Source organism: Bifidobacterium vespertilionis, assembly GCF_008698145.1.
GTDB classification, from domain to species: domain Bacteria; phylum Actinomycetota; class Actinomycetes; order Actinomycetales; family Bifidobacteriaceae; genus Bifidobacterium; species Bifidobacterium vespertilionis.
On the sequence record NZ_RZNZ01000004.1, the window covers coordinates 147,754 to 167,084 of the forward strand.

Annotated in this window: 15 protein-coding genes; 1 reads left to right on the forward strand and 14 read right to left on the reverse strand. The window is 64.8% G+C overall.

The features are described from left to right. Window positions 1-99 precede the first annotated feature (99 nt). The 11 genes from EMO90_RS04375 to rhmD all read right to left on the reverse strand — a co-directional run bounded on the left by EMO90_RS04375 (window position 100) and on the right by rhmD (window position 13,758). Entirely contained in the window at window positions 100-1,050 is a 951-nt protein-coding gene (locus tag EMO90_RS04375) for a carbohydrate ABC transporter permease (protein WP_150353412.1), read from the reverse strand. Further along, on the reverse strand, window positions 1,050-1,991 hold the full coding sequence (locus tag EMO90_RS04380) for a carbohydrate ABC transporter permease (RefSeq protein ID WP_150353413.1): 942 nt from the start codon (window positions 1,989-1,991) through the stop codon (window positions 1,050-1,052). Before EMO90_RS04380 ends, EMO90_RS04375 begins: the two co-directional genes overlap by 1 nt. A 161-nt stretch (window positions 1,992-2,152) precedes the next feature. Next, the gene (locus EMO90_RS04385; protein WP_150353414.1) at window positions 2,153-3,472 is read right to left on the reverse strand and encodes an ABC transporter substrate-binding protein; all 1,320 of its coding nucleotides are present in this window, start codon (window positions 3,470-3,472) and stop codon (window positions 2,153-2,155) included. Window positions 3,473-3,909: 437 nt separating this feature from the next. Next, window positions 3,910-4,572 carry a GntR family transcriptional regulator gene (locus EMO90_RS04390; RefSeq protein WP_150353415.1) on the reverse strand — a complete coding sequence of 221 codons (663 nt, stop codon included), beginning with the start codon at window positions 4,570-4,572 and terminating at the stop codon, window positions 3,910-3,912. An 86-nt stretch (window positions 4,573-4,658) separates the two neighbouring features. Beyond that, window positions 4,659-5,660: a hypothetical protein gene (locus EMO90_RS04395; protein WP_150353416.1), complete on the reverse strand. Its 1,002-nt coding sequence runs from the start codon at window positions 5,658-5,660 to the stop codon at window positions 4,659-4,661. A gap of 99 nt (window positions 5,661-5,759) precedes the next feature. Beyond that, on the reverse strand, window positions 5,760-7,910 hold the full coding sequence (locus EMO90_RS04400) for a hydantoinase/oxoprolinase family protein (RefSeq protein WP_150353417.1): 2,151 nt from the start codon (window positions 7,908-7,910) through the stop codon (window positions 5,760-5,762). 115 nt (window positions 7,911-8,025) lie between these two features. After that, window positions 8,026-9,426 (reverse strand): citrate transporter, encoded by a 1,401-nt coding sequence (locus EMO90_RS04405; RefSeq protein WP_150353418.1) that lies wholly within the window; start codon window positions 9,424-9,426, stop codon window positions 8,026-8,028. A 259-nt stretch (window positions 9,427-9,685) separates the two neighbouring features. Continuing rightward, window positions 9,686-10,624: an AEC family transporter gene (locus EMO90_RS04410; RefSeq protein WP_150353419.1), complete on the reverse strand. Its 939-nt coding sequence runs from the start codon at window positions 10,622-10,624 to the stop codon at window positions 9,686-9,688. Between the two features lie 126 nt (window positions 10,625-10,750). Then, window positions 10,751-11,530 (reverse strand): IclR family transcriptional regulator, encoded by a 780-nt coding sequence (locus tag EMO90_RS04415; RefSeq protein ID WP_150353420.1) that lies wholly within the window; start codon window positions 11,528-11,530, stop codon window positions 10,751-10,753. A gap of 102 nt (window positions 11,531-11,632) precedes the next feature. Then, window positions 11,633-12,403: an HpcH/HpaI aldolase family protein gene (locus EMO90_RS04420; RefSeq protein ID WP_150353421.1), complete on the reverse strand. Its 771-nt coding sequence runs from the start codon at window positions 12,401-12,403 to the stop codon at window positions 11,633-11,635. A gap of 128 nt (window positions 12,404-12,531) precedes the next feature. Beyond that, window positions 12,532-13,758 (reverse strand): L-rhamnonate dehydratase, encoded by a 1,227-nt coding sequence (gene rhmD, locus EMO90_RS04425; protein ID WP_214381588.1) that lies wholly within the window; start codon window positions 13,756-13,758, stop codon window positions 12,532-12,534. Window positions 13,759-14,172: 414 nt separating this feature from the next. Here rhmD and EMO90_RS04430 point away from each other — a divergent pair, with 414 nt between their 5' ends. Continuing rightward, complete coding sequence (locus EMO90_RS04430; RefSeq protein ID WP_150353422.1) at window positions 14,173-15,552, forward strand: ATP-binding protein; 1,380 nt, start codon at window positions 14,173-14,175, stop codon at window positions 15,550-15,552. Between the two features lie 99 nt (window positions 15,553-15,651). On the opposite strand, the gene uxaC is transcribed toward EMO90_RS04430, so the two are convergent. From uxaC to EMO90_RS04445, 3 genes are all read right to left on the reverse strand, one after another. After that, entirely contained in the window at window positions 15,652-17,061 is a 1,410-nt protein-coding gene (gene uxaC, locus EMO90_RS04435; protein WP_150353423.1) for a glucuronate isomerase, read from the reverse strand. A 160-nt stretch (window positions 17,062-17,221) separates the two neighbouring features. Continuing rightward, the gene (gene tpiA, locus EMO90_RS12355; RefSeq protein WP_223849674.1) at window positions 17,222-18,670 is read right to left on the reverse strand and encodes a triose-phosphate isomerase; all 1,449 of its coding nucleotides are present in this window, start codon (window positions 18,668-18,670) and stop codon (window positions 17,222-17,224) included. Continuing rightward, window positions 18,670-19,323, reverse strand: coding sequence for a histidine phosphatase family protein (locus EMO90_RS04445; protein ID WP_150353424.1), 654 nt, complete (start codon window positions 19,321-19,323; stop codon window positions 18,670-18,672). The genes tpiA and EMO90_RS04445 overlap by 1 nt, the downstream gene beginning before the upstream one ends. Between the last annotated feature and the right edge of the window lie 8 nt (window positions 19,324-19,331).

A 19,331-nucleotide genomic window follows, 5' to 3' on the forward strand; every position in this document is an offset into this window, starting at 1 on the left:
GACCCACCCTGACGGGCGGGGCTCAATCCGACCTTCGCGCCCTTGGCGGCGGCTCAGGCTGACGCGGCCGGCAGTCCACCGGACTGCCGGCTGACCGCGTCAGCCCTTTACCGCTCCGGCCGCCAGACCGGACTGCCAGAAGCGCTGGAGGCCTAGGAAGAGCACGATCACGGGGAGGACGCCGAGCAGGGCGCCCATCATCAGGGCGCCGCGATCGGTGAACGTGGCCAGGGAGACCATGCCGTACAGGCCCAGCGTGACCGGCTTGAGGGTGTCGGAGGAGACCATCATGAGCGGCAGCAGGAAGTTGTTCCACGTGGCGACGAACAGGAACAGGAAGATCGTCACCATCGCGGGGGCCAGCAGCCGCAGCACGATCGTGAAGAAGATCCTCGCCTCGCTCGCCCCGTCGATGCGGGCCGCCTCCAGCAGCTCGTCCGGCACCGAGGACTGCGCGTATACGCGGCCCAGGAAGAAGCCGAACGGGGAGACGCAGCACGGGATGATGATCGACAGCATCGTGTTGGTCAGATGCAGGGAGTGGAAGATCGAGTACTGCGGGATGGTGAGCAGGGCCGCGGGCATGAGCATGCAGGCCATGATCACGCCAATCGCCGCGTTCTTGCCGCGGAAGTTGAACTTGGCGGTCGCATATCCGGCCATCACGGCGGCGATCGTACCGATCGCGGCGGAGACGCCGGAGTAGATCAGCGAATTGAGGACCCAGCGCCAGAAGTTACCGCGCGTCCAGCCGAGCAGGGTGGCGTAGTTCGACGCGATCGCGTTCGGCAGATCGCCCAGCCCCACGGCGAACCACATGCCGTTCGTGCCCACCATCTGCGAGGGCGACTTCGTGGAGGCGATGATCGCCCAGTAGATGGGGAACAGGAAGTAGAAGAGCGCGACCACCAGCACCACGACGGTGATGACCTTCACGGCGGCGGATGGCCGCATGGAACGGGGCAGATCGTGCTCGGCCGCCGCCCGCTGCTTTTCCAGCCTGCGTTCGGCCCTGCGGCGCTCTCGTTCGTTGACGGTTGCGGAGGACATCACTCGTTCACCTTCCTTTCGGCCAGGGTGTACAGCATGGCCAGCACGCCGGCGATCAGGGCCATCACGATCGCGATCGCGGACGCGGGGCCGTCGCCGGACGGGGTGAGGGTGCCCTGAGAGGTGTTCAGGGCCATCATCATGGGCGTGTACGACTTGGAGATGCCCGGATCGGCGGTGGCCATGATCTGCGGCTCGTTGAACAGCTGGATCGTGCCCACAATGGACAGCAGCATGGCGAGAAGCGCGGCGCCGCGCACGTTGGGCAGCTTGATCTTCATGGCGATCTGCCAACCGTTGGCGCCGTCGATGCGCGCGGCCTCGTACAGATCGTGCGGGATGGCCTGGAGGGCGGCCAGGAAGATCAGCATGTTGTAGCCGGTGAACGTCCATGTGGTGATGTTGGCCATGGACAGCAGCACCACGTTGTCCGCGAAGAAGTCGACGTTGATGCCGATCGCGGCGAGGCCCTTGACGATCGGCGAGATCTGGCCGTTGTACAGGTACACCCAGATGATCGAGGCGACCACGCCGGGGATGGCGTAGGGCAGGAAGTAGCCCAGGCGGAAGCCGGTGACGTGCTTGACGACGAACGAGTCGACGACCATGGCCAGCGCCAGGGCGGCGATGATCATCACCGGCACCTGGATGACCGTGTAGACGAGCACGTGGCCCACGCCGGTCCAGAAGTCTGCGGAGGTGATGGCGTACTGGAAGTTCTGCAGGCCGACGAACTTGTTGACGAGCTTGCCGCCGCCGTACGCGCCGCCCCCCTCGGCGATCTGGCGGAAGAAGCTGGAGTAGACGGCCCAGCCGATGGGCAGAATGAACACGAAGGCGAACAGGATGGCGAAGGGAGCCATGAACGCCCAGCCTATGCGATTCTCCCGCTTCGCTGCGAGCGACCGCTTCGGCTTGGATGACGATGTGGTTGCAGTCATGATGAACCTGTCTTTCCCAAGGAAGGCGATACAACTGGAAATGGCGACGCCGCCTGAAACGGCGAGAGGAACGACTTTGCGCCGCGAACAACATGAAGGGCCGGGAGTGCACGACCCCGGCCCTTCATTGGCTTGGCGATGCGAGACCGGTCAGATCCCGATCACTGCGCGACGGAGAGGTTGAGGTTCTTCAGCGTCTCCACCGAGGTCTTCTGCGCCTCGGAGAAGATGTCGGACACCTTGCCGGATCCGTCCGCAGCCTTAGCGGCGGTGGTGTTCATCGCGGCGGCGACGGCGGAGAAGCCGGGCATGTAGGTGAAGTCGCCCATGTTGCCGTTCGCGGTCTTGAACTCGGCCATGATGTCCTGGCCACCGAAGAAGTCGGCCCAATCCTTGGGGGTCTTGGCGTCCTCGGTGGTGGCGGCCACCACGAGGCCCTGGGAGACGAGGCCTTCGACCTGGGTGTTGAACCAGTCGAGGAACTTCATGGCCTCGGCCGGATGCTTGGAGGTCTGGAGCACGGCCACGCCGGAGCCGCCGTCGGGACTGGTCTTGCCGGAGTTGCCGAACCAGTCGCCGAGCTGGGTGACCTGCCACTGGCCGGCGCCGGTGCCGCCGGAGGAGTCAAGGAAGAGCGGGGCCTCCCATGCGGCCGCGACGGTGCCGATCAGGGAGCCGTCCTGCAGCGTGGCGTCGAAGGAGGTGTCCCAACGCGGGTTGGTGGTGACGGCCTTGGCGTCGATGAGCTGCTGGTAGACGTCCGCCACGGCCTTGGAGCCGGCGGTTTCGGTGTTGACGACCCAGGCGTTGTCCTTGACGGTGTACCAGCCGCCGGATGCGCCTGCCAGGCCGGAGATCATATTGCCGGCCTCATCGGGCTGGTAGGACATGATGTACTTGCCGGCGGCCGCGGCCTTCTTGGCGGTTTCGATGAGCTCGGACTGGGTCTTGGGCACGGTGATGCCCAGCTTCTCGAACTCGGCCTTGTTGTAGAAGTAGACCAGCGGGCCGGTGTCCTGCGGCAGGCCGAAGGTCTTGCCGTCCACCTGCATGAGCGAGTACGGGCCGGCCGCGAAGTGGCTCTGGTACTTCGACGCCTCGGCGGAGACGTCCTGCAGCAGGCCCTTGGTGAAGACCTCGGGCAGCTCGGCGTAGCCCACCTGGGCCAGATCCGGGGCGGTGCCGGCCTTCACGTCGGTCTCGAGCTTCTTGATCATCTCCGAGGCCTTGCCATCGAACTTGGTGGCGGTGACCTGGATGTTCGGATTGGCCTTGTTCCATTCGGCCACGATGTCATTGACCAGAGTCATGCCGGCCTTGTCCGGCAGACGGTGCATGTACGTGATGTTGACGACTTCATTGCTGCTGGTGGCGGTATTGGATGCGGTGTTGTTTGAAGTGCCCTCGGTGCCGCATCCCGCCAGGCCCATGCCCAGGGCGGCCACGGCGGCGAGGCCTGTAATCAGTCGATTCCTAATCATTGTCCTACTCCTCCTCGAGATGGGAATCACCGCTGCTTTGCGGCGAGTGATTGATACTCTACAGATTTCGGCAATAACTGTCAACTTCCCTAACAATTAATGCGTGTCCTCTATAATTCCGCCATTTTTAACGTTCCAGGTTTCTCGCTTTTACAGGGATTCAATGGTTTGACGAATCATGGAACCACATAAGCATACTGTCTTTACATAAGAGGGCATGGGAGAGCGACCGCAGGGTTCCGCGAGGCCTTCCGTGGGACCTTCCATGGACCGGGGCCGACCACTGGGGCCGACCACGGAAGGCCCGGATTTTCCGGGGCGGCGTTGAAATGAAGCCGATTCCGGGAAAAACCGGTCATTCCGTGGTTGGGTGGCCCGCGGCCGAACATCGGGCGGCCCGCCCGACGGGCCCGAGGGCTCAGCCCCCCCCCGCAGACTCAGTCCACGAAGTACCCGTCCGGGCAGACGGCGCGCAGCTTGTCCAACGAGCGGGCCCAGTTGCCCAGATGATCGCGCAGCAGCACGGTCATGCGGCCGGCGTCGCGACGCTGGGCGGCGGAGGTGATCGCGCGGTGCTCGGTGATGATGAACGGGCCCTGCCCGCCCATGGCGATGCCCAGATAGCGCATGCGCAGGTCGTGCGCGCAGTTGGCCATGGACAGATCGTAGGCGAGCTCACGGCCGGCGGTGGCGAAGATCATGTGATGGAAGCGGTTGTCCGCCTCCAGGAACGCCTTGAAGTCCTCGCGCATCAGACAGCGCTCCTGGATGGCGTTGATGTGGTCCATGGTGTCGAAGGTGAGCTGGTTGCACAGCCGGATGAAATCGTCGATGCAGGCGGTCTCCAACGATGTGCGCACGAAGCGCTCCTGCTCCACGCGGGACACGGAGATGGGACTCACCTCGGTTTTGGACTGCGGATGCACGATCAGCAGCCCCTCCTGTTCAAGGCGCACCACGGCCTCACGCACGGGCGTCCGGGAGCCGCCGTAGATGTCCGACAGCTTCTGCATGCTCACGGCCTCGCCGGGTTCGAGCTTGAGGAACAGTATGTCCTGTTTGATCCGATCGTACAGCCGATCGCTCAATTTGGCGTCCATGGGATCCCCCTCTCCGTCGCGAATCGGCGCAGACGCGTTCGCGACATCCGCCGGCACAACCCCCTCCGGCGTTGACGTCAGATATCTTAGACGTCGAATGTGATGATTTGACGATACAACGCCCGCGCGTTGTCCGGACTGTACGACCACATGAGCAGCACATCCAGCGCGAACGGGCAGAACGCGGCGCCCACGAGCGCGCGGGAGAACGCGCCGGCGCCGATCTCGCCAAGGCCGCGCACGGTGGAGCGGTTCTCCCTGCCGAACACCTTCCACAGGCTGATGGTGGCCGTGCGCGTGTAGATGGACGCCTCGTTGCGGTCCTCGATGGCGTGGAACAGTTCGTGGCCCACCAGCAGCGTGCGCACGCGGCCGGCGGTGGGCAGGATCAGCGCCAGATCGGAGTCGGTCCCGCCCTCGGCGGCCCGCGGATCCGCCGCGGCTTCACCGGTCTGTGTGATCACGGCAGCCTGCGGGCTTGCGGAGGCCTGCGGATCCGCCGCGGCCTCGGCGATCAGCCGCCCCCGCAGCTGATCGTACCGGTTGAGCGGATCGACCAGCACCTCGATGCGATCGCCGCCCGCATCCGGCAGATATTGGGCGAACAGGGCGCGACGGCCGGACATGGGCGACGGGTTGTCCCCGATCGCGATGCCCAGCTTGCCGGCGATCTCGCTGGGATGGTTGGTGCCCCACTCGCGGTAGACGCGATCGGCCCATTCGCGTCCGCAAGCCGTGGCCTGTTCGATCATGCGATCGCCCTCGTCGGGATCGATCTTGTCGCGCAGCATGTCGCTGGACAGGATGTAGCGGCCCCACGCGCGGTCGGACACCGTGGCGAGCCTGCGCATCATGTCCACAAGCCCGATCGGACCGGCTGCCGTCCCGTCGCCCGCGGCCGAACCGTCGAGCGACGCGGCGGCGCCGTCCTTTTTGCTTTTGCCGCCCAGCCTGTCGAAGAAGCGGTCGATCGCCCCGTGCAGGGCGTCGCGGATCTCCTCGTCCCCGACGGTGCCGTCGAAGGCCTTGTCTCGCTCGTCATCGTTGGCGAACTGGCGGGCGGTGCCGTCGGATCTGAGGATTCCCATGATGCGCTCCTTAATATTGTTTGGACTCCCGGATTCCGGGGCCCGCGGACCACACAGGCCCGAAGGCCCGAAGATCCGAAGGCCCCGAAGGCCCGCGGTTTACTCGAAGCCGTCCTGGCGGATGTTGCCGGCGACGAGCAGGATCTCCGTGTCCGGGTCGAGCGTGGAGACCTCGATGTTCATGAGCAGCATGATCTGCTCGAAATCGGGGTTGGAGAAATCCATCACGCGCGGTCCGATGCACAGATAGTAGTCCGGGCGGATGATGACCTCGGACTGGTAGACGGCCATCTCGTCCCACAGCTTGGCCACGGCCTCCTCGAAGTTGGCCGCGGTGGTCTTCAAGGCCAGGGCGCGGGCGCGCTGCACCTTGATGAAGCCCTTCTTGTCCACGATGCGCACCGGCCCGGCCGCCGCGGAGGTGACGTCCCGGTTGGTGCCGAACACGTAGAAGTGGTCGGACTGCTCGAGCAGCAGGGCCTTGGACTTGTCCGTCAGGCGCATGTCCTCGGCCGCGGCCTCCTGGGCCTCCTCGACCGTGAACTCCTTGAGGTGGTCGCCGGCCGTCTTCACCTCGGTGGAGCCGGTGGCGATGGCCGTGACCTTGGAGGTCTGCGGGTCGATCTCGATGTGGACCTCCACGCTGTCCGGCGTGGCGCCGGATTCCACGGCCTTGTCGATGGCCTCGTTCTTGATGGCGCGCACGTCGTCCTGCGTGGGGTTGGGGATGATGCGCTCCACCACGTCGCGGACCATGGCCAGGGCCACGCCGATCGAGGAGATGACCTCCGCGTTGTCCGGGATGGAGTACTTGACGCCCATCTTGTCCGCGAAGTAGACGATCAGAGAGGCCGCGCCGCCGCCCACGCCCACCAGGGAGATCTGGTCCTTCTCGAGCTTGTACTTTTCGGCCAGGTCCAGGATCACCGGCTCGATCTTGGCGTAGGAGCGCTCCATGATCTGCTTGGCGATGTCCTCCACGGTGGTGCCGCAGTAGTCGGCCAGCGCCTTCATGGCCAGCTTGGCCGCCTCGGCGTCGCCGTAGGAGAAGTACTCGGGCTTGACCAGTCCCAGCACGTTGGCCGCGCAGGTGTTGGTGATCGTGATGCGCTTGCCGCTGGCGAGCTTGACGGCCACGTAGTCGGCCGGATCCCCGGGCTTCGGGGAGAAGAACTCCACCGTGGCGCCCTTGATCTCCTCCTTCGGGTAGAAGACCGCGTACTCAAGGCCGGCGATGTGCGCGGAGCGCGGGCCCACGTCGATCACGCCCTCCTTGTTGGCGCGGACCATCGAACCGCCCGCGCAGCCCAGGACGCGTACGTCCAGCGAGGAGATGAACGTGGGGTACTTGCCCACGATCGAGTAGTCGATGGCCGGGCGTCCGTTCTTGATCACGCCGATGTTCGTGGTGGTGCCGCCCACCTCGAAGTACACGCCGTTGGAGGCGCGCAGGTACATGAGCGAGCCCATCACGGACGCGGCCGGGCCGGAGAGCATGGTGAGCACCGGGCGCTTCTTCATCTCGTTGATCTCCATGACGCCGCCGTCGCCGCGCATGATCATGAGCGGCACGTTGACGCCGGACTCGCGCACCGACTGCTCGGTGGAGTTGGCGGTGTTGAGCATCTTGGGCAGGATGGAGGCGTTGATGGCGGCGGTGCGGGTGCGGCGGGTGAGGCCGTACAGCTTGGTGATGTCCGAGGCCATGGTGACCGGGACGTTCTTCTCCTGGCAGACCTCGTAGACCAGCTGCTCAGGGCCGGCGTCGTCCACGCCGAAGGCCATGGAGGCGACGATCACCTGCGCGCCCTGGCGGATCAGCTCGTCGATCGCGCCCTCCACGGCGGCCTTGTTGAGGTGCTTGGTGGTCAGGAAGGCGTTGAAGATCTGGATCTTCTTGCCCTCGGCCACCTCGATGTCGCTCAGCTTGGTCTGGCGCTTGGCGAGGAAGGCCTCGAAGCCGCCCTTGGCCATGCCGAGGACGCCCACCTTGGCCACATCGCCCTCGATCAGGGCGTTGGTGGCCTGGGTGGTGGAGTGGGCGACGAAGATCACGTCGTCCGGGGAGATGTTGTGCTCGCGCAGGCAGTTCTGGAAGCTTTTGACGACGCCGGCCGCAACGCCGCGGGGGTCGTCGTGCGTGGTCTTGACGCTGGATTTGCCGATGATCTCATGGGTGGCGTTGTCGATCGCGACGGCCTTGGTGTGGGTGCCGCCGACGTCGATGCCCATTCGTACAGCTCGGGACATGGATTTACCTCTTCGTAAGTCTTGTGGTTTGGTGTGCAGTGAGGGGCTCCCCCGCCATCATGCCGGGACGGGGGAGCCCATATGGCCGGCCGATCGGATCAGGCCGGGATCGGGATCAGGCCGTGACCAGACCGCCGTACATGAAGTAGGCGATGAACATCAGGATCGCGCCGGCGATCCAGCCGGTGGGGATGGACATCTTCATGTACTCGCGGGAGCTGACCTTCGAGTAGCCAAGGCCCCAGGCGACCCAGGACTGGGTGATGTCGAGGTGCTGCGGGACGATCGTCGCCGTCGCCAGGATCGGGTACATGAAGGCGACCGGCCACTCGAACACGGAGAGCACCAGGGCCGCGACGGCGGTGCCGGAGCCGACCAGGTTGGTCGGGCCGCGGAAGAAGCCGAGCGGGACGGCGACCGCGAAGATCACGGAGATCAGCAGGGCGTTGTGCGGGATGGCGCCGCCCACGATGGCCTCGAAGTACGGGGCCGCGTACACGGCCGCGTTGTTGAACATGGACAGCGTCAGGAGGAAGCCGATCATCGGGGCCACATCCACGGAGCCGTCCGCGAACTCCTTGGCCAGACGACGGCATACCTCGGTGAAGCCGCCCTTGAACAGGTTGCCGGTGGTCAGCAGGGCGTACAGGGCCGCGAGGATGAAGGCGAGGATGACCGGGAAGGTAGTGGTGGCTTCCTTGCCGGTTTCCGGATCAACCTCCTTGACCTTGATCAGAACGATGATGATCACGGGCAGGATCACGGAGATCCAGGAGTACCAGGGGGCGTTCTCCTTGGAGGCGGCCGGGGCCTGGGCGGCCCAGGAGCGGGTGGACTTCTTGCCGCGCAGGGACAGGTTGGAGACGATGAGCACGGTCACCAGCGCCACGCCGGCCATGATGCAGGCGAACGGGAAGTACTGGGTGTAGTCGTAATCGTTGAGGTAGCGGGCGTCGATGCCGCCCATGATGCCCTGGTACTGCTTGAAGTTGGTGACGTTGGCGCAGATGCCGGCCATGATCGAGCCCATGAAGGAGAACAGCGCCACGCCGGACGGGATGCCCAGGGCCTGAAGGATGGGCAGGACGATCACGGCGATGGAGATGACCGGGCCGATGCCCGTCATGGACGTGAAGATGAGCATGGTGACGATGCACAGCAGGGCCATGGTGATGCGCGGACGATCGCCGCCGAGCTCCACGACCTTGCGGATGAGGGTGGCCGCGATGCCGGTGTCCATGAGGACACGGCCGAAGAACGCGCCGAAGAAGATGTTGACGAGGATGGACTTCGCGTAGCCTTCGGGTCCCGTCTGGAACACATAACCGAAGACCTCAAGCCAGTTCTGCCCATCCATCTTCGGGTTGGGCGTTATGGCGTTGCCGATCATGGCAAGCACCATCCACAGGGTGGCGATGACGAAGAATCCAACCATGAGGTTGTGGCCTTTGACGCAGTACCAGATCATGCCTACGAACGACAGGATCAGGATCACGCCGATGATGATCTCGACCATTGGAGTACTTCCCTTTCCGATTCTTGCCGGCATCACTGCCGGTTGCTCCTTGGAACGCGCAACTTTGCGCATCCCGTCAGCTGGTATGTCAACCAGGGAACTGACATGTCAGTTGAATAACTAACATGCTACCACCGTTGCCGTCAGTTGCATATTTTTGAGGAAAAGTGACGCAGATCACATCATTGTGAGCGATCACAATGGCCGAGCTGGGCCGCGCGCACGGCGTGTCGAAGCCGGCGCGCGGCGAACCGCCCCGCTACAGCAGTGCGGGCAGCCAGGCGCACAGACCCGCCATGATCAACAGCGAGATCACCGCATTCACGGTGAGGCTGAACCCGGCCAGCTGGCCACGGTCCAGCGTCTGGTCGACGAACTTGGTGGAGAAGATCGAGATGGGCGCGAACGCGGTGATCGCCACGATCATGCGGATCTGAGGGGCGAGCGGCAGCAGGTACCAGGCCGCCAGCGCGACGCACACGGCCACCGCGAGTCGCCAGACCTGCACCTTGGCCATGTCGAGCACGTCCGACCGGTCATGCGGGATCTCCATCATCATGCCCACCATGATCATGGACAGGAAGGTGTTGGCATTGGCGAACGGGGTGACCAGCGTGACCACCGGCCCGGGGATGGCGATGCCGGCCAGCAGCAGCACGATCATGACGATGTACATGTCGAACGGGACCGACGAGTAGAAGTTGCGGGCGATCACGCGGCCCCGCTGGGCTGCGGTCATATCATCCCAGTTCGGGTCGAGGTGCAGCAGCAGGTTGGTGAGCACCAGCGAGCCGGCCGCGCACATCATGGCGTTGCCGATGTCGAACATCACCACCGGCACGCCGGCCCCCGCGCCCAGAAAGGTGGTGATGACGGGCAGGGCGAAGCTGCCGATGTTGAACGTGGTGCCCGCGAGCATCTGGAAGCCGCGGGACGCCTTGGGCGCACGGCGTGTGGCCGCGTAGATGACCAGCAGCGGAATGAGCGTGGAGACGAAGCCCAGAAGGATCACCCAGAACATCCGCAGGTCATGATCGTTCTTCGCAAAGGATAAGATGACGGCGCACGGCAACGTCACGTTGAAGATCAGGGTCTGCAGGAGCCTGTAGTCCTTGGCGCCGAAGAAGCCGGCCCTCTTGCCGGCGTATCCCATGACGATGGCGAGCAGCAGCGCTCCGGTTTGCAAAGCAAGGTCCATGTCCCGTCCTTTCACTCCGTGAATTCACCTTAGCGTGGGAGTCACGGGAAACGGCGGCGGTTTCCATCGGTTGCGCACGCGGACGCATTACGGGGCCGAAGCGGGCCCCTTCGCCAAGCCGACGGCTCAGCGGGCAGGCTTGGCGCCCAGTTCGGCGCTGATGCGGTCGGCGGCCGCGCGCACCACCGGGCCAAGGCTCTTCATGCGGCGGGGAGGCATGACCTGGGTCATGCCGGACACGGAGATCGCGCCGGCCACCGCGCCGGTCGCGTCGTGGATGGGTGCGGCCACGCAGCGGATGCCCGGCTCGTTCTCCTCCAGATCGTAGGCGAAGCCCTGCTCCGCATAGGTGCGCATGGCGTTGACGAACGCGCGCGTGGAGGAGAAATCATGCTGGGGCTGGCGCTCCATGCGCCTGCGGTCGGATTCGAACTGGGACTCCCAGCGCTCGGGGCTGTCCAGCAGCAGGGCCTTGCCGATGCCGGTGTAGGTCAGCGGCATGCGCACGCCCGGCCAGGAGCGGATCTCCACATTGCGGCTGCCGTGGATCTTGTCCAGATACAGGCATTCGCCGTTGTCCTCCACGGCCAGATGGATGGTGTCCTTGGCCTCCTCGGCGAGGTCCACCATGACCGGACGGGCCACGGCCCGCAGGGAGACCTGGTCGCGCGCCTGGAAGCCGAGCTCGATCAGCGCCGGGCCAAGGGCCAGCGAGCCCTCGAAGGTGTCGCGCAGATAGCGGGCGGACCGGAGCGCCTGGATGAGCCGATGCGCCGTGGAACGGGTCAGGCCCGTGGCGGCGACCACGTCGGCCAGCGTCGCGGCCCCGTCGGCCACGGCCTGCAGCACGGCGAGGCCGTTCATGAGGGTCTGGGTTCCGGGGATGACGGGGGCCGTTGTGTTCATGGCATTCATCGTAGCGTTCCTTTGGACAGCGGGCATTCCGGCAACGGAACATGCGCGCGGATCCCCGCCTGCGAACAGGTGCGGGGATCCGCGCGCATGGAATCAATCCTGATAGTTGGCGAGCTCGGCCTTGAGACCGCGGACATACACGTCGGTGTCGCCGGCCACGGCCACGAAGGACGCGCCCCACTCGAAGTACTTCTTGGCGGTTTCGGGGTCGAAGGCGAGCGAGCCGATGGCCTTGCCGTGCGCCTTGATGCGTTCGAAGGCGTAGTGGACCTGGTCCTGGATCGCGCCCGCGTCGTCCGGATGGCCGAGCGAGGCGGACAGATCGGCGGGGCCGATGAAGATGGCGTCCACGCCATCCACGGAGGCGATCTCGTCGATGTTGTCCAGACCCTCCTGGGACTCGACCTGCAGGATGAGGCACAGCTCGTTCTTGGCGTCGCGCATGTAGTTCGGGATCAGGCCCCAGCGGCCGGAGCGGGCGATCACGCCGCCCACGCCGCGGATGCCCTCGGGGGCGTAGTTGATGGCCTTGACCATCAGCTCGGCCTCCTCGCGGTTGTTGATCATCGGCAGCAGCAGCGTCTGCGCGCCCAGATCCAGCACCTGCTTGACCAGCACCGGGTCCGCGTGCGGCGGACGCACGATCGGCGTGGTCGGATAGCCGTGCACCGCGCGCAGCTGGTCGAGGATCGTGGTCAGGTCGTTCGGACCATGCTCGCCGTCGATCAGCAGCCAGTCGTAGCCGATCTCGGCGGCGATCTCGATGGAGGTGGCCGATCCCATGGCGATCCACAGGCCCTTGAGCTGCCTGCCTTCCTTGAGGGCGGCTTTGAATTCATTGCGGGGCAAAGCGACGGATGTCATCGTTGCGCATCCCTTTCTTGACGTGTTCTGGCGGAAATGCCGGCGGATGGCCAGCAAGACGAATAACGGCCGCCCGCCCCGCAGCCATAAGGAGCGTTGGCTGCGGGAGGCGGGGACGGCCGCTCGGATCAGTGCTCGAACGGACGCTCGAGCGGGCACTCGCGGTTGAGCTCGACGCCGAAGCCCGGCTTGTCGAGTTCCTCCGCGGTGATGATGCCGTCGTGCGGAACCGGCTCGTCGATCAGGACCGGATCGAACTGCGGACGGACGTAGTCGGCGTGCGGCGAGGTCATGAGCATCTCGCTGAACGGCGTGTTGGTGAACGTGATGACCGCGTGGTGCGAGTACACGGAGGAGCCGTGGGGCACCACGAGCTGGCCGCGGGACTTGGCCACGGCCGCGATCTCGCACAGCGAGGTCACACCGCCGCACCAGCCGACGTCGGGCTGCAGGATGTCCACACCCGCGTCGGAGAGCTCCTTGAAGCCCTCCAGCGTGCCGGTGTGCTCGCCGGTGGTCATGAGCATGCCGGCGGGCATGTTCTTCTTGAGCTGGCGGTAGGACTCGATCTGCTGGGGCGGGAAGCACTCCTCCAGCCACTTCAGCTTGTACGGGGCGGCCGCGTGGGCCAGCTTGGTGGCGTAGTTGACGTCCTGGCTCATCCAGCAGTCGAACATCAGCCAGAAGTTGTCGCCGACGCGCTCGCGCATCTCCTTGAGGGTGGCGATGTCCTTGGCGATGCCCTCGTCGCCGTCCGCCGGACCCCAGTGGGTCGGCATCTTGCCGCCGATGAAGCCCATCTTCTGGGCCAGATCCGGGCGTGCGCCGGTGGCGTAGAAGTGGATCTCATCGCGCACGGCACCACCGAGCAGCTTGTAGACCGGCAGCTTGACGACTTTGCCGTACAGATCCCACAGGGCCAGATCGACGCAGGAGATGGTGTTGATCACCACGCCGCCGCCACCGGAGTAGTACTGGGTGGCGTTGAGCATCTGGTCGTGGATCAGCTTGATCTGATCGACGCGCTTGCCCTCTACGAAGCGGGACAGGTGGTGCTCGACGATGAAGCAGCCCACCGTTCCGGCGGTGGAGATGGCGAATCCCGTGGTGCCGTCCGAGGCCTCGACCTCGACGACCAGCGTGCCCAGCACGTTGATGCCGAAGGACTGGCGGGACTGCTTGTACTCATCGTACTTGGACATGGGGGTGGCGATGTGGTCGTCGATCCAGTGGTCCTTGCCCTGATCGTGATAATCGCCGCCGCCCTGGCCATGGACCTTGGCCGCAGCGCCGCCCATCGAGTACGCGCGGATATGCGTGATCGTGGGAAGCTTCAATGATGGTGCTAGTGCCATGATTGATCCTCTTCGATGCAATGGATTGGAACGCTTATCAGCATACCAGAGGTTGAAACTGCATCCCAATATTTGGCACGGAAGGCGGCGTGGGCGGGCAAAATGAGCAAATCCGATGCCCTGCGACACCCAAACCAGACACCCAAACCAGCTCCCCCACATCCGATCCGCTCATTCTGAAGTAAGCAAAGCACAGAATGAGCAAATCCGATGCGCTGCAGCCGATTTCAGACCGTCACACATCCAATCCGCTCATTCTGCGCCGCAACACCATCAAAATGAGCAGATCCGATGCCTTGCAGCCGATTGTATGCCGCCGCACACGAGCATCAACTTCATAAATATTTTATGAGAAGATGATATTATCTTCATAAAATATGTATGAAGATAGATGAATTGGGAATCGGAGGACCCATGACGCGCATCATCGATCGGCACCCCGCACCGGACTATGCCTCGCTGGTCCGGGAAATGCGTGAATACCGCTTCCCCAGACCCATTCGCCGCAAGCCGGTGATCCGGGATCTTCCCAAACCCGCCATGTTCAATCTGGTGCACATCCTCACCGGCATGCGCCGCAGCGGCAAGACCTTCCATCTGTTCCAGCTCATCAATGATCTGCTGGACGCCGGCATCCCGCGCGACGCCATCCTGTACTTCAACTTCGCCGATGAACGGCTTCAGCCCATGCCCGAGGACGTTCTGGAGCAAACCGTCAACGAATTCTGGCGCCAATGCCCGCAATCGAGATCGGGGGGCACCTACCTCTTCCTGGACGAGGTGCAGGAGGCGGCGCACTGGCAGGGATTCTGCCAGCGGCTCGCCGAACATGAGCCGGTGACGATCGTCATCACCGGCTCCTCGTCAAAACTCTCCAGCGAGGAAATCGCCACGAACTTCCGCGGCCGATCATACGCCCACGAGGTGCTGCCCCTATCGTTCCGCGAATACTGCGACTTCCATGATCTGAAGGCCCCCGCCCCCGACGACGACGCCTTCTCGCCCCAAACCACAACGGCCATGGAGGCCGCATTCGATCGATACCTGATCGAGGGGGGATTCCCGGGCGTGCAGAGGCTGTCCGAAGCGGGCCGAATCGACATGCTGCAAAGCTACATGCGCGATGTGGTAGCCAGAGATGTGGCGGATCGCCTTGGACGCAGCGACATCACGCTGGCCAACCAGATCACGCTGTATGCGCTGCGCAACACGTCATGCGAGCTGTCCGTCAGCAACATGGCCGCCCAGCTGGAACAAGCCGGCTACAAACTGTATTGGAACAAGGCAAGGCGCATCCTCGACCTGTTGGAACAGGCGTTCCTGTGCTATGAGGTCCGGGAATACGCGACCACGCTCAAGCCCGGATCCACCACGCCGCCCAAGGTCTATTCGGAGGATCCCGGCTTCACCTACGCGGTCTCCCGGGCCAACCAACAGGACGTCGGCAAACGACTGAAAACGGCGGTTTATCTCGAACTTCGCAGAAGGCAGGCGAGACGACGTACCGACTCCATCACATCGCTCACGCTGCCCACGGACAGGCATGAAAAGATCGACTTCCTCGTGGGGGATGCCCTGGGCATGGAACCGTATGCCGCCATCCAAGTCACGGCCGAAATGACGCGAGCCAGCACGCGCGATCGCGAAATCGCCGGTCTTGAGCTGACCATGCGCCGCATGCCGGAGGTGACGTCAACGATCATCACCCTGCGGCAGGAGGGGACGATCAGCACGGATTCGGGAACGATTCGGGTCATCCCGGCCTGGCAATGGGCATTGCGGGACGGGCGATGACATCAACGCAAACGGGCGCCGAGCCCCCGCGCGGGAACCCGGCGCCCGGATCGGATCATCGCGGACGGATCGGCCGGCGACCGCCGATCGGACGAACGATCAGACGAACAGCGCCTTCGCGTTGTTGTAGCTGACGTCGGCGATCAGGGGCTTGAGGTAGTCCACATCGTCCGGGACCTCGCCGCGAGCGGCCCACTCGCCCACCAGCTCGCACAGGATGCGGCGGAAGAACTCGTGGCGCGGGAAGCTCAGGAAGGAGCGGGAGTCGGTGGTCATGCCCACGAAGTTGCCCAGCAGGGACTCCTCGGCCATTACCTCGAGCTGGCGGCGGATGCCGGTGCGGGTGTCGTTGAACCACCACGCGTTGCCCAGGGCCATGCGCTGCTTCTTGCCGCCGCCCTGGAAGCTGCCCATCACGGTGGCGATGGGCATGTAGTCGTTCGAGTTGAGCGAGTAGATGATCGTGCGCGGGATCGCGCCCTGACGGGCGGCCGCATCGAACAGGCGGGCCAGCGGTTCGGCGATCGAGCGGTCGTTCAGGGCGTCGAAGCCGGTGTCCGCGCCGTGCTCGGCGAAGCCCACGGAGTTGATGTTGCGCAGGGCGTGGATGTGCAGCTGCATGGTCCAGTCGTGCGCGTCGTAGATCTTCATGAGCTCCAGGAACAGCGCGGTGCGGTACTTGGCCAGATCGTCGGCGGTCAGCGGCTCGCCGGCGCGGGCCTTGTCCAGGATCGCGTCGAGCTCGGCCTTGGTGGCCTCCTCGTAGACCATGAGGTCAGCCGCGTGGTCGGACAGGCGGGAACCCATGGAGTGGAAGAAGTCCACGCGCTTGTTGATGGCGGCCATCATGTCGTCGAAGGAGCCGATCGTGTCGCCCGTGACCTGCTCGAGCTGGTCGACCCACTCGGAGAAACCGGCCTTGTCCGGGTTCAGGGCCTTGTCCGGGCGCATGGCGGGGATCATGGCGAAGGTGTCGCCGCCCTCCTGCGCGAACTTCCTGTGGTATTCGAGAGAGTCGACCGGATCGTCGGTGGTGCAGATGGTGTCCAGGCCCATGCGGCGCAGCAGGGCGCGACGGGTGAAGTCCTTGGTGGCGAGCATCTCGTTGGTGCGCTCGTAGATGGACTGGGCGGTGCGCGTGGTCAGCGTCTCGGTGATGCCGAAGTAGCGGCGCAGCTCCATGTGGGTCCACAGATAGACCGGCGAGCCGATGGCCTTCTCCATGGTGGCGGCGTACGCCTGGAACTTCTCCCACGGGTCGCCCTTGCCGGTGATGAGCTCCTCCGGGGTGCCGTTGGCGCGGATCAGACGCCACTTGTAGTGGTCGCCGTAGTTGTTGCCGTCGGTGAGCCACGCGGCCACGATGTCCGTGAAGTTCCGGTCCTCGTAGATCTCCTTGGGGCTCAGATGGCAGTGGTAGTCCACAATGGGCAGGCTCTCCGCGGTCCCGTGGAACAGCTCCTTGGCCACGTCCGTGGTCAGCAGGTAATCATCATCAAGGAAACTCATGCCTCGACTCCTTTGCCGATACGTTGAGGGTTTGCAATCACCCTACAAGTATGGCGCGGGCGGGCCGTTGGAACGGCGCGGGTTGCCATCCGTTGCAGACCACGGAGAGGCCGGCCGCGAACGGGCAGCGGACGGGCCGCGGACGGGACAAGCCACAGGCCTATTCGTCCTGCTGACTGGGGAACCAGGGGCGCGACTTGTACCGGTCGATCCCGCGCCTGCGCCAGCGCCGGTTGTCCGTGTTGGCGTCGCACGACAGGTACCCTTCCAGGAAGTACGTGCAAAACACGTCGTAGTCTATGTCGCCGTGGCTCATGTAGTGGTAGGCGCGCCTGCACGTGCTGGAGGCGTACGCCTGCACGAGCCGCTCGCAGCGCTCATCGTGCGTCAGGCGGGGGTCCGATTCCACGAGCCACTGGTTCACGGAGTACACGCCCTGCACGGCATCGCGCTCGATCAGCGCGATCATGGCCTCGATGATCTGCCGGCGCGAATCCCAGATGATGTCGCGCAGCATGTCCGGATCCTCCTCGATGGCGGATCCGGCCGCGTCCACGGCCTCGATCAGATCCTGCACCGCGCGCACCTCCAGCCACGAGAACCCGGCCGTGCGATACGCGGCCAAGGCCAAGGACAGGCGCCACGAGTGCGTGTCCGGGAACTCGCGCGCGACGTCCGCCGCGAGGATCCTACGGGATTCGGGAATGTTCGGCTTCTTGAACTCCGCGATGCTCATGCGGCCGCTGCGCTTGAATCCGCGGCTGGCGGGCCGCTGGTGGCGGGTGACCGACGCCTCGGCCGTGCGATGGCAGATCTTGGCGAACGAGCATGGATCGAGGCTGGCGCCGCCCACCAGGAAGCCGTCGATGTCGTTGAGCCGGATGATCGACATGGCGTTCTCCGGCTTGACCGAGCCACCGTACAGAATGCGCACGGCCGCCGCGATGTCCGCGCCGAACGCCGCGTTGATGAAATCGCGGATGTCCGCGAGCGCCGATTCGATCACATTGAGGTCCGGCACGTTGCCGGTGCCGATGCTCCACACGGGCTCGTAGGCCACGATCACGCGCTTCATGTCCTCGCAGTCCATCTGACTGACGGCTTCGGCGAGCTGGCGCAGCGCGTAGTCGATGCCGATGCCGTGCTCGCGGCCGGCGCGGGTCTCGCCGATGCACAGGATGGGCTGCATGCCGTTGTCCAATACCACGCGCATCTTCGTGGCGAAGGTGTCGTCGTCCTCGGGATGGTAGCGCCGCTGCTCGGAGTGGCCCACCAGCACGTATTTGCAGCCCAGCGTGGAGAGCATGTCCGCGCTGATGTCCCCGGTGTAGGCGCCGGATGCGATGTCGCTGACGGTCTGCGCGCCCACGACCAGCTGCTTGCCCATGCCCCGTTCGCCCAGCGTGTCGATGAAGGACTGCAGCGATGTGAACGGGGGAAGGATGCCGATCTCCGGACGGTCGAGCGGCTGCCCGGAAGCGGCCATGCGGCCCTCCCAGGCGTCGTTCATGCCCGAGTAGTCGATCATCCACTGGGCCGCCTCGCGGTGGTTGAGGTTCATCTTCCAGTTGCCCACCACCAAGGGCTTGCGGCGTGGACGCGCGGGCATCACAGCCCCCAGTGCTGGATGACGGGCTGGCCCTTGTGCACGCCGAGCACCGAGTATTCGGCCGTTCCCAGTTCGAACGAGCGGGCGCCGATCGCAGGCAGCCCGCACCACGCCACGGTGAGCATGCGGATGATGTGCGAATGGGCCACGAGCAGCACGTCGCCGCCATCGTCGATCACCGGGCGGACCAGATCCACCACGCGGCCGGCGCGCTCGTACACCTCGTCGAGGGTCTCCCCCGGGCCTCCGGCCACCGTCACGGGCGTGCCGTCGGGCAGGGTCTCCACATGCTCGCCGCCGATCTCCTCCGGCAGCACGCGCGGACCGTCCACCCACAGGTCCCACGGACGACCCATGATTTCGGAAAGCTGGGCGCGGGTGCGGCCCTCCGCGCGGCCATAGTCCCATTCGTGCAGATCGTCGAGCACCTGGGCGTCCAGGCCCGCGGCCTCGGCGGTCTGGCGGGCGCGCAGCATGGGCGAAACGTAGGTGGCGGCGAAGTCGCCGGGATGGCGGGCCTTCACGCGGATTCCGGCATCCGAGGCCTGCTCGACGCCCTTGGCGGTCAGCGGGACCTCCGCGAGTCCGGTGTGCTGCCCGGAGAGGGCCCAGTAGGTCTGTCCGTGGCGAAGCAGGTACAGTTGTCCGGTCATATGTGCAT